We start from the raw sequence: 13014 nt of genomic DNA, 5'->3' as shown, positions 1-13014 counted from the left end.
TCTTTCTCTTGTCGCGCGATGGTCTGAGGGCGAAGGTCCGCGCGGAACCCGGCGCATTCGCCATGTTCCGCCTCCGCGACGGCGGCGACTGGGCCGAAGGTCCCACCCGAAACGGAGCCGTCGGGGCTGGTGGGACCTTCGACCCTGCATGCCTCACCGACGGCGCGCACGATGGTACGCGTACGACCGCACCGCCGATGGGAGACCCCGACATGCCTGATCTGCTCTGGTTCCGCGACATCACGATGGCTGACCTTCCCCGGGTCGGCGGCAAGAACGCGTCGCTCGGCGAGATGGTCTCGCGCCTGCACGGCGTGGGCGTCCGCGTGCCCGGAGGCTTCGCGACGACGGCCGACGCCTACCGTGCGTTCCTGGCGCACGACGACCTCGCCGTTCGGATCCAGGCCGAGCTGGAGGGCCTCGACACGAGTGATGTGCAGGAGCTGGCCGTGGTCGCCGCCCGGATCCGCGCGTGGGTGGAGGGTCAGCCGTTCCCCGCCGGCCTCGAGCAGAGCATCCGCTCCGCATACGACGCGCTGGTGGCCGAGCAGGCGCGTCCCGACCAGGTGACGTGGGCGATCAGGTCGTCGGCGACTGCCGAGGATCTTCCCGACGCATCCTTCGCCGGGCAGCAGGAGACCTTCCTCAACATCGCGGGCATCGAGAACGTGCTCGAGGCCATCCGCGGCGTCTTCGCGTCGCTCTACACCGACAGGGCCGTCGTCTACCGGGCGCAGCGAGGCTTCGACGAGGACGACATGGCCATCTCGGCCGGCGTTCAGCTCATGGTGAGATCGGATGTCGGCGCGTCGGGCGTCATGTTCACGATCGACACCGAGTCGGGCTTCGACGAGGTCGTCTTCATCACCAGCGCGTACGGTCTCGGCGAGACGGTGGTGCAGGGCTCGGTGAATCCCGACGAGTTCTACGTCTACAAGCCGGCGCTGCGGGCGGGGCGGCCCGCGATCCTCCGGCGCGAGCTCGGCACGAAGGCGATCGCGCTGCGCTACGCGGCGGGCACGCGCATCGGCGACAGCACTGTGCTCACCGACGTCGACGACGACGAACGATCGCGGTTCAGCCTCACTGATCCTCAGGTCGAGGAGCTGGCGCGGAGCGCGCTCGTCATCGAGGCCCACTACGGGCGCCCGATGGACATCGAGTGGGCGCTTGACGGCGTGGACGGCACGCTCTTCATCGTCCAGGCCCGCCCCGAGACCGTCGTCACGCGGCGCGACCCCAGCGTGCTGCGCCGATACGAGCTGCGAGCCCGCAGCGACGTCCTCGCGGCCGGCCGCGCCGTCGGCGAGAAGATCGGCCACGGTCCGGTGCGCGTGATGCACGATCTCTCCCTCATGCATCAGTTCCGACCCGGCGACGTGCTGGTGGCCGACCGCACCGACCCCGACTGGGAGCCGATCATGAAACAGGCTTCGGCGATCGTCACCGACAGCGGCGGCCGCACCTGTCACGCCGCCATCGTCGCCCGCGAACTGGGGATTCCCGCCGTCGTCGGCACCGGAGACGGAACGACGACGCTGCGAGACGGGGCCGGCGTCACCGTCTCGTGCTCGGAGGGCGACGACGGGCTGGTCTACCGCGGCATCCTCGACTACGCGATCGACGAGACGCCGCTCGACAGCATCCCCGAGATCCCCGTCGACCTCATGCTGAACGTGGCGGTGCCCGACCAGGCGTTCACGCTGGCGCGCCTGCCCAACCGCGGCGTGGGGCTCGCCCGACTCGAGTTCATCATCAACCGCGCCATCGGCATCCATCCCCGCGCGCTCGCCGAGTTCGACACCCTGCCCGAGCCGCTTCGCACCGACGTCGCCGAGCGGACGCGCGCCTACTCTTCCCCCCGGGACTTCTTCGTCCAGCGCGTCGCCGAGGGGGTCGCGACCATCGCGGCCGCGTTCGCTCCGAAGCCGGTCATCGTTCGCATGAGCGACTTCAAGACGAACGAGTACGCCGGGCTTGTCGGCGGCGACCTCTTCGAGCCGCAGGAGGAGAACCCCATGCTCGGCTGGCGGGGAGCGTCGCGCTACACGACCCCGAGCTTCCGCGAGTGCTTCGCCATGGAGTGCGAGGCGCTGCGACACGTCCGCGACCGGATGGGGCTGATGAACCTCAAGATCATGATCCCGTTCGTCCGCACTGTCGACGAGGCCGTGGCGACGATCGCGCTGCTGGCCGAGAACGGGCTGCGCCGCGGCGAGAACGGGCTCGAGATCGTGATGATGTGCGAGATCCCCTCGAACGCGATCCTCGCCGACGCGTTCCTGGACCACTTCGACGGTTTCTCGATCGGCTCGAACGATCTGACCCAGCTGACCCTCGGCGTCGACCGCGACTCCGCACTCGTGGCCGGATCGTTCGACGAGCGCGACCCCGCCGTGCTCGACCTCTTCGCCCGCGCGATCGAGGCGTGCACCCGCCGCGGCAAGTACATCGGGATCTGCGGGCAGGGTCCCTCGGATCACCCCGACCTCGCGGAATGGCTGCTCGCGCGCGGCATCCAGTCGATGTCTCTCAATGCCGACGCCATCGTCGAGACGTGGCTGCGTCTGGCCGAGGTGTCGGCTTCGACGGCTGTTCCGGTCTGATCAGGACGCGAGGAGGTGGCTCGGATGGAACGTATCGCCCTCGGCTTCGACGGCAGTCCCGCCGCCGGCGCCGCCCTCCGCTGGACGGCGGCACGGGCCGCCCGGGGCGCGGCGAGCGTCGATGTCGTGCTCGTGGAGTCGCGCTATGCGAAGGACCACGAACTCAGCGAGGCGCACCTGGGCGACGCGGAGGCCTTCCTGCGCGATCGCCTCCCCGGGCTCGACGTCACGCTCCACCGCGTCGACGGCGACGTGCCCGGGGCGATCGCACGCACCGCGGAGGATGCCGACCTGGTCGTGGTCGGGATCAATCCCGGTCATCCGATCCGTGCCGCGGCCATGGGATGGACGCCGTTGCGGCTCAGCACGCGCGCGACGGCACCCGTGTATTTGATTCCCCTCGATTGGACGCCTGGCGACGACCCGGTGACCGTCGGCGTCGCGGACGACGACTCCTCGGACCCGGCGCTCGACGCCGGCACCGCCGAAGCGGCCACGACCACGACACGCCTGCGCCTCGTGCACTCGTGGCTCATGCCCATGCCCACCTTCGACTACGGGACCGCGCTCGCGCTCGACCCCGACGTGGTGGCCGAAGAGCACCGGCGGGTTCTCGACGTCGCCGCGCAGCGCGTGCGGCAGCAGCATCCGGATCTCCCCCTGCAGACCGAGCTGATCCGCGACAGCCGTTCGGGCGCGCTCCTGCGATTCGCGTCGCGGTCGTCGCTCCTGGTCATCGGCACGCATCGCCGCAGCGTGCTGGCCGGGGCGCTGCTCGGCTCGGTCGCGCAAGAGGTGCTGTGGCGAGCGGACTGCCCTGTCTGCGTCGTGCCGCCTCGCCGCCCGGCGCGTGCGAACTGACCGCCCGCGCTATTGGGGGTCGGGATGCTCGAGCTGGAAGATCGCCGCCTGCGTCCGGCGCTCCAGACCCAATTTGCTCAACATCGACGAGACGTAGTTCTTCACCGTCTTCTCGGCGATGCCGAGCCGCTCGCCGATCTGCCGGTTGGTCAGGCCGTCGGCGATGAGCTTGAGGGTCTGTCGCTCGCGGAGCCCGAGCGACCCGAGGCGCGGGTCTTCGTCTGCTCGCTCGTGAAGGTGCACCTTCGCCTGACGGACGGCGCCCGCATCGAGAAGGATGCTGCCGCCCGCCACCGCGCGGATGGCATCGACCAGTCGGGAGCCGCCGATGTCCTTCAGCACATACCCGGCAGCTCCTGCCAGCACCGCGGCCGACACGGCGGTGTCGTCGTCGTAGGCCGTGAGGATCAGGCACGCGACCGACGGCACGCGTGAGCGCACATCACGGCACACGTCGATGCCGCTGCCGTCCGGAAGCCGCACGTCGAGCACAGCGACGTCGGGCCGTGTCGCTTCGATCCGGCCCAGCGACTGCCGGGCGGTCGCCGCTTCGCCGACCACCTCCATGTCGGGCTGCGACCCGATGAGTCCGGCGAGCCCGCGCCGCACGATCTCGTGGTCGTCGACGAGGAAGACGCCGATCATGCTGTCTCCCACGTCTCGGTCGACGCGGCCGTAGGTGCACTCCAGCGCCCCGTCGTGCCGCTGCTCGAGCTCTCGACCGCGAATGCTCCCCCGCGACGCACGGCACGCTCGCGGAGGTTGTCGAGCCCACTGCGTCGGGCGTGGTCGGGGATGCCGCCGCCATCGTCCTGCACGGTGACGGTCACCGTCTCCCCCGCGACGCCGACGTCGAGCGAGACGTGGTCGGCGTGCGCATGCCGGATCGCATTGCTCAGCAACTCTCTCGCGACCGCGACGACATCGGTCGCGAGCTCATCGCGGACGATGAGATCCACGGGTCCGTTGAACCGGATCGCCGGCGGGCGCCTCGCTCCGCTCGACACCTCCCCTACGACGTCGAGGAGGCGGTGCCGCACCGACGTGTCGTCGCGATGCGAGAGCGCGAAGATCACGGTTCTGATCTGCGCGATGGCGTCGTCGAGCTGGTCGATCGCCTCGCCGAGAGCCTCACCGTCGGGGCCGGGCCCGAATCGCCCGGCGAGTGCCTGCAGGCCCATACCCGCGCCGAAAAGCTGCTGGATGACGTGATCGTGGAGGTCGCGCGCGATCCGGCGTCGATCATCGGCGAGGAGCGCGCGCTGCGCGTCTTCACCGGCACGCGCGAGATCGAGCGCGATGCCCACGCGCGCCGCCAGGTCGATCGCGCCCTCCAGTTCAGCGGGCGAGAACCGGCGGTCATCGGGGGCGCGAGCGATGCAGAGGGTGCCCCACGACGCGGCGCCGCTGCGGAGCGGGACCGCCATCGCCGGCCCTGTCATCCCGTCACGGGTGACGAGCAACGGCTCAACTCCCCTCGCCGTGAGACGGGGTTGCGCATAGGCCGGGCCGGCATCCAGCATCCGCTCCGCGAAGGCACCCTCCGGGTCGATGACCGCACCGAGCAGCGACGCTTCCGCCTCGCCGCTCGCCGCGATCACGCGAAGTCGTCGATCATCGGGACTCGGCACGACGACGGTGAGCTGCTCGGCGGCAGCGACCTCGCGCACTCGGGTCACCAGCAGGTCGAGCGCGGTATTGGTCGGCGTCGAGAGGATCGCGGCGGATACCTCGGCCGCCGTCCGCATCCACTCGCCGCGCCTCGTCGAGTCAGCGAGCAGCCGGGCGTTCTCGATGGCGAACCCGGCCGTCGTCGCGAGCGCCGTCACCAGCTGCTCGTCCTCGTCGCTGAAGGCGCCACTGCGGCCGTTCGTCAGATAGAGGTTGCCGAAGACGACGCCGTGCACCCGCACCGGGACACCCAGGAACGACTGCATCGGGGGGTGATGATGAGGGAAGCCCGCCGCGCGCGGATCGCCGGCCATGTCGGCCAGCCGGATCGGGCGGGCGTCGGCGATCAGTGCACCGAGCAGACCGTGGCCCTCGGGCAGATGCCCGATCGCCGCGGCATCCTCGGTCGACATCCCCACGTAGATGAACTGCTCGAGCGCGTCGCGCTCGGGACTGATGACTCCCATCGCGCCGTATTGCGCATCGACGAGCTCGACCGCGGCATCCACGATCGTGCGGAGGACGAGCTCGAGATCGCTCGGCTCGATGACCGCCTGCGTCGCGCGCAGAAGGGCGCGCAGGCGCGCCTGTGATCCGGGTTCGGCCACGGCACTCCTCCGTCCACCGCGAGTCACTGCCCAATGTAGGACGCCGATCGCCCGCGCACCAGCACGGCCGGGACCTTCGACCCTGTGGCATCTCGCCCGGTGGGTCTTCACTGGAGGAAGAGCCAGAAAGGGGCCCATCATCATGGTCGGCAACGATTCCCCCCGCACAGACGACGTCGAGAACCCGTACCTGGTCGTCCCGCCGGCGTCGGCGAGTGAGCCCACCGCGAAGGTCGAGAAGCTCGACACCGTCCGCTGCTGGCAGCTGCTCGAACAGACGACGCTCGGCAGGCTTGCGATCGAAGGGCATGACGGTCATCCCGACGTCTTCCCCGTGAACTACCTGGTGCACGACGGCAACCTGTTCCTCCGGTCGGCGCCGGGCTCGAAGATGCGCAGCATCGTCAAGCACCCGGCGGTCGCGTTCGAGATCGACGGCGAGACGACGAACTACCACTGGAGCGTCGTCGTGCACGCCCAGGCCCATCGCATGCATCTGGATGCCGAGATCGAGGCGAGCGGCGTGCTCGACCTCGTCTCGTCGAGTCCCACGCCGAAGGGCGACTTCATCCGGCTCATCCCCGAGAGCGTCACGGGGCGGCGCTTCGCGAAGCGGCCACGCCCGGGCCGGCAGGGTGCTCCACTCGTCGCCACCGATCCCGGTGGCCCGCATGTCGGGTCGGTCGTCAAGCCCGACCCGATCCCCCACTTCCCGCCGCTGCGCGCCGACTGAACGTCGGGGTCAGGTCCACGCGTCGCCCGCCGACGCGGCGTAGCGATCCGGCTCGGGACCGCGCGTGAAGCGGCGGCCGGTGATCGAGATCGGCGTGATGCGCACCCAGCGGTACTTGAGCGTCGGAATCCACGGGGCGAGCGGCAGCGCGTCGGCCTCGTCGATCTCGCGCTGCAGCTCGAGCCGGCTCGCCGTGCCCTTCAGCACCACGCTCGCGCCGAACGTGTCGTCGTGCTCGTCGACCTCGAACGCCACGCGCGGGTTCACCGAGAGCTCGGCGAGCTTCGACCCCGGTGCCGTGCGGAACAGCACCCGCGGGCCGTCGACCACGTAGTTGACCGGGAAGACGTCCGGCTCTCCGTTCACCGCGACGGCGAGACGGCCCAGCTCGCAGCGTGCGAGAAGGTCCCAGCATTCGTCCTCGGTCAGCCCGCGAACGACCGCACCCTTCGTCGTGTCCATGACAGCACCTCCGCTGTTCGCGGCCGCATCCCGGCCCTCGGCTCCAGCGAACTCCGCCGTGGGGTCGACGATCGGGTCGAAGGTCCTGCCGAGCTGATCAGCTTCCGGATTCGACCCAGCTGATGGCCAGGTAGGGGCTGTACACGTAGACGATCTTGTCTCCCTTGCGGTCGATCTCGATCGTCCCCTTTCCGGCGTTCATCGCGTTGAGGATCTGCGTTCTGACCCCCGCCCACACGGCGGCATCCGTGAAGCGGAACTTCGCATAGTTCGAGTTGATGCTGCCGACGTAGAGGGTCACATCCGTTGCCATGGGACGCACTCTACCCATTGGGGTGGTGGGTGTCGGCATCCGGCGCCCGTCTCTCAGCGGCCGCCGGCCCCGTCCAGCCGGAGCAGCAGGTCGGAGGTGAGGTACCGAGCGCGGCCCAACGGCGAGCGCGGATCGTAGCCGAGATCGCGGGTGAGGGACTCATGGCGAGACTGCATCGTCGAGTGGTGCATTCCGAGTGCAGCGGATGCAGCGCGCAGGCTCTCGTTCATCACCAGGGCGTGCAGCACCTCACGCGAACGGTCGTCGAGCGACGCGAGCACGCGCACGTCCTCCGGCGGACTGGACGGTTCGAACGCGCGCGCGACCAGCAGCAGCGCGCCGAGCTCTGTCGCGTCGACCAGGGGTCGAGCGACGTCGGCGAGGCGAAGCGCGGTGGTCGCGGCATCCCACGACTCCGGCAGTCGTTCCGCACGTACCCACGTGCCGAGGCCGCCTGCGGTCGGCAGAACACGCATGCCGTCGTCGATCAGCGCTCGCACCATCCCCACCCCCGCGACGATCGGCACGGAACCGGCCTCCGTCGCATCGAGCGGAACCGCGATCGCCCGCACGCGCGCCGCGGCGTCGATGCGCAGCCGAGCGAGAGCAGCGAGGCGCTCGGTGATTGGGCGGCCGCTGTCGACGGCGACCTCGAGCGCGGCCTCGGGTTGGTGGCGCGCCTCGGTCAGCGTCACCGCGAGCGCGAGCCGCTCGACCGACCATCTCGTCGTTGACGAAGTGGTCGGCGCCGCGCTCGAGCCAGACCTCGCCGCCTGCGATCTGTCGACTCGGCGAGCGAACAGGCGACTCCCCCTCCGCTCGATGACCATCAGGTCGGCGTCGCTGGATCCGCGTGTGAATGCGCACACCGGCCGTCACGCCCGAAAGGGTCGCCGCCGCCCGCAGCAGCGCGTCGATGCCGGCGCCGGCCCCGACGAGCGCGTCGAAGTACGTGATCACCTTGAGCGTGTCACTCGCCTCGGGATCCAGGGCGGTGAGCCGCCCGACGAGCTCTTGCATCAGCATCCACCGCCTCGGGGTCGTCGCGTCGTAGCCCCGCGCTCACCCTAACTCCGGGGGTGCGCGCGGGGCTATGACGGCTCGTCTACGCGTCGAGGATGCGCGAGACCCACGCGTCGCGCGCGGCGACCATCGCCTGGGCGAGAGCGGTGTGCGGGGCCATCATGTCGAACCCGTGGAATCCGCCCGGCCACACGTGCAGCTCGGCCTGCACACCCGCGTGCCACAGCGCGGTGGCATAGGCGACGTCCTCGTCCCGGAACACCTCGGCCGAGCCGCAGTCGATGAACGCCGGCGGCAGCGCCGAGAGGTCGGTCGCGCGGGCGGGTGCGGCATAGATCGACACTTCGTCGGTGCCGCACCGCTCGCCGAGGAGCGCCGTCCACCCCGTGACGTTGCTGGTGCGATCCCACACGCCGATCCCGTCGATCTGCGCCGTCGACACGGTCGCGTCGCGGTCGTCGAGCATGGGGTAGATCAGCACCTGGCCGGCCAGCGGCGGTCCTTGCCGGTCGCGGGCGAGCAGGGCCGTGCCGGCGGCGAGGCCACCACCGGCACTCGCGCCGGCGATGATGAGGCGCGCCGGGTCGATGCCGAGTTCGTCGGCATGCTCGGCGGTCCAGACGAGGCCCGCGTAGCAGTCCTCGACCGGGTACGGGTCGGGGAACTCCGGCGCCAGCCGATACTCGACGGTGACCGCGACCGCGTCATGCTTCACGATCCAGGGCAGGATCTGGCCGAGTCCGACGAAGCGGTCGCCGATGATCATGCCACCGCCGTGCGTGTGATAGATCCCCGGTCCGACGCCAGTGCGACCGATCCGGCGCAGCACAGTCACACCGATCTCGCCTCCCTCGTACGCCGCAATCGTGTGATCGATGCGCTCCACGCCGGCCTCGGCGAGCAGGTCATCGACGCTGACGTCGATCGGCAGCCCCTGGCGCAGCAGGGGGATCATCTCGGGCGTGTTCGACGGCGGCAGCTGCTCGCCGAGCACGGCGAGCACCGCCGCGAGCTCGGGATCGAACGGTGGTGCAACGGATGTGCTCATGGGAACTCCTTCGTTCTCCGGTGGTTCGGGTGTCGTTCTCCAGCATCCATTCCAGTCTGTCGGCGCGCGACCGCCGAACGCGGCGCGATGAGCGCGCCGAGACCGCCATCTGGCGCGACGCCCGGAGCATCGAAACAATGTCCGACCCCCCTGTCATGATCGAACCATGACCAAGACGGCCACAACCCCCGCCGAAGTCGCCGCCGCGCGACTGGCGCCGGTGGTGGCCGAGGTGGTCGAGATCCGGCAGCAGATCGCGACGCTACAAGCGCGCGAAGCCCGCGCGCTCGCCCGGGCCGATGAGATCGCAGACGAGTGGGCGGATGCCGAGGCCGCGCAGTCCGATGCGGAATTCGCCCATCGCTCGGTCGCCGCCGAACTGGCGTCGGCGCTGCGCGTATCCGACCGCACGGTGCAGCGGCAGCTCGCCGACGCCGAACGGCTGGTGAGCGGCTTTCCCGCGACCACGGCGGCGCTCGAGGCAGGGCGCATCTCGCTCGCGCACGCGCGGGTCATCGTCGACGCCGGCGACCGCATCACCGAACCCGCCCTGATAGCCGAGTACGAATCGAGCATCCTCACCTATGCCGAAGCAGAGTCGGCGTCGCGGCTGCGCCCGGTCGCGAAGCGCCGCGCGCAGTGGTTCCTGAACGAGTCGATCCGCGAACGACACGCGGCTGCCGCGGCGACCCGGGCGACGCAGGTGTACGACCTCGACGACAGCATGGCGGCGCTGAACATCACCGGCCCCGCGGTGCTCATCCACGGCATCCACGATCGGATCACCCGCATGGCGCGCGAGGTCGCGGATGCCGAGGCGCAGGCGATCCGCAATGCTCGCGAGGCCGTGAAGGTCGCCGAGGGGGCCGAGCGCGCAGCCGCCGGCACGTCGGCGGCCGACCCTGCTCGGACTCGCGCCGACCAGGCACGCGAGCACCTCGACGAACTCGTCGCGACCCGCCGCTCGCTCGACGCGATCCGGGTCGACCTCGCCGCCGACCTGCTCCTCGCCGGCGACCCTGTGGCCCACGTCGGTGCGAGCCACACGAACCTCGGCGCCATCCGCGCGACCGTTCAGATCACCGTTCCGGTGCTGACTCTCATCGATTCGCCTGTCGACGACCCGTTCGACGCGATCACCCTCGCCGGGCACGGCCCGATCGACCCCGAGACCGCCCGCGAACTCACCCGCACCGCCCCCGGCTGGGACCGGATCCTCACGCATCCGATCTCGGGTGCCGTGCTCGCCGTCGACCGATACAGACCGACGAAGAAGATGCGTAGAACACTCGCCGTTCGCGATCAACACTGTCGCTTCCCCGGATGCCGACAATCCACCGCCCGGAGCGACCTCGACCACACCATCGACTGGCAATCCGGCGGCAAGACGAATGTCGCGAATCTCGGTCACCTCTGCCGCCGGCATCACACCCTGAAACACCACACGCCGTGGACGGTTGCGCAGAAGGCCGGTGGCGTCCTCGAGTGGACAAGCCCCACCGGCGCGGTCTATCCCGATCACCCCGCCGCCGGGGTGCAATTCGCCACCGATTCCGAGTTCGATCCTGCGCCGTTCTGACTCGGGCGCGGACGCGCTGGCGGACCTAGGCTGTGCCCATGAAACGACTGTGGCCCTTCCTCGTACCCGGCATTCTCCTGGCTCTCGTCGGGAGCGTGTGGACGCTGCAGGGCCTCGGCGTGCTGGGCGGTTCCGCGATGAGCGGCTCCACCCTGTGGGCGGTCATCGGGCCAATCGTGCTGCTTGTCGGGCTGGTGCTGATCGGGATCGGGGTCGCGCGCCGACGGCGCGGTAGTGGAGTCTGATCTCGACAGATACCCCTGGAGGGACTCGAACACGTTTTGAGCATTGTGCTCTGCGGCATCGAGCAACAACTTCCGCGGAATTACGCGGGTTTTGGTGACTCCGACGACATCGACCGACGTCCGAAAACAGCCAACGACGAATGAGATGCGGCCAAAATGCGGCCAAAAATGTACCGTTCTGCCGCGCTATCACTGGCCTCCGGATGGGACCTTCATTCAACAGCAATTGATATCAAATTTCGACATGACGGTTTTGAGCATATTGCTCACTAGACAAGGCCACTAGTTCCCGTCCACCGTGCAGTGTGCTAAGCCTTGTGGCTCATGCTCCGCTGCGTTCGAACGACGCGATACACCTTGCGACCGCATTGAGGATCGGTGCCGACGAGCTCGTCACCTTACGATGACGAGCTCGCCCGAGCCGCCGCGACGGCAGGGATCCGCGTGGTCGCTCCGGCGTGAGGGCGCGAGGGTCGCCCACGAAGTCCCGGCTCGCCTGCCGGGATCCACGCGATCCTGCCCCACGTGAAGGCGTCATAGACCGATCGACGGCCCTCCGGACTGAGCGGGTCCGGCGTAGGGCGCCGAAGGGTCAAACCGCCTGCCCGGGTTGTATGGGTCAACCGCCGGCGCACGTCGAGGCTCCTGGATCCGTACCTCCGGCGCGAGACCCGCATCGCGGGCGGTCTTCATGAGGCGGGTCGCTGTGCTCTGGCTGATCTGGAGAGTGTCGGAGACGAGCTTGAGCGGAGGAAAGCTGATCGCCGTCGCAACGCGATAGACGGCGACCGCCGCGTAGAGGGATTCCAAGGGTTCGCGCTCCTGCTGCGCCAGCAAGCGGCCGAGAAACTCCTGCACCGGGATGCGGTCGAGGCCACCCTCACCATCTCCTTTGACGTCGACCGTGACGACCTCGATCGCCGACCTCGCCATGATCCAATGCGTGCGCACCTCGCGGAGCATCTGGCTGGTGATGTCGACGCCTTCCCCTTCGCGCTCGACAGCGGCGAACACGACCGCAGTCCGGCCGAGCGCAGCATCCCACTCCACGCGCACGGTGATCGTGCCGGGCACATCCTGCTCCCCCGACACGCGCGCATGCCATGACTTCGGCAGGGTTACGCGGCTGCCGAGCTCGACGCGCTCGTCGCTGATGTCATATGCCTCGACGTCTGCCATGGAGCCCACTATTCCAGGTCGTCGGCGATTCGCGAAGAAGACTGTCGATCTTGGCTCAGCAGTGTGGTACTTTGCGACGAAGGGAGACTGACAGTGCTGGCTCAACGAAGGGATAGGCTATGAACCGCTCACCGGAGCAGCTCGCTCTTACGATGAAGGATGCCGCCAAGCTCGTCGGCGTCGACTACCGCACGATCAAGCTCGGCATCGAGAACGGCACCATCCCCACGGTCCAGCTTGGGCCGCGTCGGATGATCCCCCGCGTGCCGCTGCTGCGCGCCTTTGGTGTAGACGCCTGACAGATACAACGGCGACGGCGCCTCAACGCAATGGAGCTCGCGTCATCGCAGTGCTGAAGCGAGCACGGCTTACCTGATCAGGTAGTCCCTAGCGACGTCGGACGTTCTCGATTCGGTACCCGTCCTTCGTTCGAATCACGTCTTGCGCCGTCGATGTGTACGGCCCATTCATGAGTCGCCCAACCAACTGTTCTTCCAGCGCCAGGTCGGGGACCAGAGTGTGATCGTAGACGATGTCGTCCCAGACCTGCTGCGAGCCGTCAAAGACGACGAGCTTCCAGGCGTGTTGGTTGTGCGGCTGCGCGTCGACGTTACGTGTTGCAGTGGCAATCAGTGCCATGGCGATCTCCATTCCGCCTCCGAAAGGAGGCTCGCTTCTACTATCGA

The 13014-nt window shown here is 69.0% G+C and carries 14 protein-coding genes; 6 read left to right on the top strand and 8 right to left on the bottom strand.

Going from position 1 to position 13014, the window contains the following annotated elements; translation table 11 throughout:
• Positions 1–212 precede the first annotated feature (212 nt).
• Positions 213–2606, top strand: coding sequence for a phosphoenolpyruvate synthase (ppsA, locus tag FFS15_RS04250; RefSeq protein ID WP_137843763.1), 2394 nt, complete (start codon positions 213–215; stop codon positions 2604–2606).
• A gap of 24 nt (positions 2607–2630) precedes the next feature.
• Entirely contained in the window at positions 2631–3467 is an 837-nt protein-coding gene (locus FFS15_RS04245; RefSeq protein WP_137843762.1) for a universal stress protein, read from the top strand.
• A gap of 9 nt (positions 3468–3476) precedes the next feature.
• Here the strand turns inward: FFS15_RS04245 and FFS15_RS04240 are convergent, their stop codons facing one another.
• Both FFS15_RS04240 and FFS15_RS04235 read right to left on the bottom strand, forming a co-directional pair.
• Complete coding sequence (locus FFS15_RS04240; protein WP_137843761.1) at positions 3477–4112, bottom strand: response regulator transcription factor; 636 nt, start codon at positions 4110–4112, stop codon at positions 3477–3479.
• Positions 4109–5746: a GAF domain-containing protein gene (locus FFS15_RS04235; RefSeq protein ID WP_171013081.1), complete on the bottom strand. Its 1638-nt coding sequence runs from the start codon at positions 5744–5746 to the stop codon at positions 4109–4111. Before FFS15_RS04235 ends, FFS15_RS04240 begins: the two co-directional genes overlap by 4 nt.
• Positions 5747–5888: 142 nt before the next feature.
• On the opposite strand from FFS15_RS04235, the gene FFS15_RS18555 reads away from it, so the two are divergent.
• Positions 5889–6479, top strand: coding sequence for a pyridoxamine 5'-phosphate oxidase family protein (locus FFS15_RS18555; RefSeq protein WP_171013080.1), 591 nt, complete (start codon positions 5889–5891; stop codon positions 6477–6479).
• A gap of 9 nt (positions 6480–6488) precedes the next feature.
• Here the strand turns inward: FFS15_RS18555 and FFS15_RS04225 are convergent, their stop codons facing one another.
• From FFS15_RS04225 to FFS15_RS04210, 4 genes are all read right to left on the bottom strand, one after another.
• Positions 6489–6941: a pyridoxamine 5'-phosphate oxidase family protein gene (locus tag FFS15_RS04225; protein WP_137843759.1), complete on the bottom strand. Its 453-nt coding sequence runs from the start codon at positions 6939–6941 to the stop codon at positions 6489–6491.
• Positions 6942–7038: 97 nt separating this feature from the next.
• Positions 7039–7254: a hypothetical protein gene (locus FFS15_RS04220; protein WP_137843758.1), complete on the bottom strand. Its 216-nt coding sequence runs from the start codon at positions 7252–7254 to the stop codon at positions 7039–7041.
• 53 nt (positions 7255–7307) lie between these two features.
• Complete coding sequence (locus FFS15_RS04215) at positions 7308–7949, bottom strand: hypothetical protein (protein WP_137843757.1); 642 nt, start codon at positions 7947–7949, stop codon at positions 7308–7310.
• A 410-nt stretch (positions 7950–8359) separates the two neighbouring features.
• On the bottom strand, positions 8360–9325 hold the full coding sequence (locus tag FFS15_RS04210) for an alpha/beta hydrolase (protein WP_137843756.1): 966 nt from the start codon (positions 9323–9325) through the stop codon (positions 8360–8362).
• Positions 9326–9491: 166 nt separating this feature from the next.
• Here FFS15_RS04210 and FFS15_RS04205 point away from each other — a divergent pair, with 166 nt between their 5' ends.
• Positions 9492–10904: an HNH endonuclease signature motif containing protein gene (locus tag FFS15_RS04205; RefSeq protein ID WP_137843755.1), complete on the top strand. Its 1413-nt coding sequence runs from the start codon at positions 9492–9494 to the stop codon at positions 10902–10904.
• Positions 10905–10942: 38 nt separating this feature from the next.
• Positions 10943–11149 carry a cytochrome c-type biogenesis protein CcmH gene (locus tag FFS15_RS04200; RefSeq protein ID WP_137843754.1) on the top strand — a complete coding sequence of 69 codons (207 nt, stop codon included), beginning with the start codon at positions 10943–10945 and terminating at the stop codon, positions 11147–11149.
• A 534-nt stretch (positions 11150–11683) separates the two neighbouring features.
• Here FFS15_RS04200 and FFS15_RS04195 read toward each other — a convergent pair.
• Positions 11684–12328 (bottom strand): hypothetical protein, encoded by a 645-nt coding sequence (locus FFS15_RS04195; protein WP_249353702.1) that lies wholly within the window; start codon positions 12326–12328, stop codon positions 11684–11686.
• 119 nt (positions 12329–12447) lie between these two features.
• Here FFS15_RS04195 and FFS15_RS04190 point away from each other — a divergent pair, with 119 nt between their 5' ends.
• Positions 12448–12627 carry a DNA-binding protein gene (locus tag FFS15_RS04190; RefSeq protein ID WP_249353700.1) on the top strand — a complete coding sequence of 60 codons (180 nt, stop codon included), beginning with the start codon at positions 12448–12450 and terminating at the stop codon, positions 12625–12627.
• 88 nt (positions 12628–12715) lie between these two features.
• Here FFS15_RS04190 and FFS15_RS04185 read toward each other — a convergent pair whose 3' ends face one another.
• The gene (locus FFS15_RS04185; RefSeq protein ID WP_137843752.1) at positions 12716–12979 is read right to left on the bottom strand and encodes a hypothetical protein; all 264 of its coding nucleotides are present in this window, start codon (positions 12977–12979) and stop codon (positions 12716–12718) included.
• Between the last annotated feature and the right edge of the window lie 35 nt (positions 12980–13014).

Origin of the sequence: Microbacterium sp. 2FI (assembly GCF_005502885.1) — a bacterium.
Classification (GTDB): Bacteria; Actinomycetota; Actinomycetes; order Actinomycetales; family Microbacteriaceae; genus Microbacterium.
The sequence above is the reverse complement of the archived record's forward strand: the minus strand, read 5'-3'. Positions and strand labels throughout refer to the sequence as shown.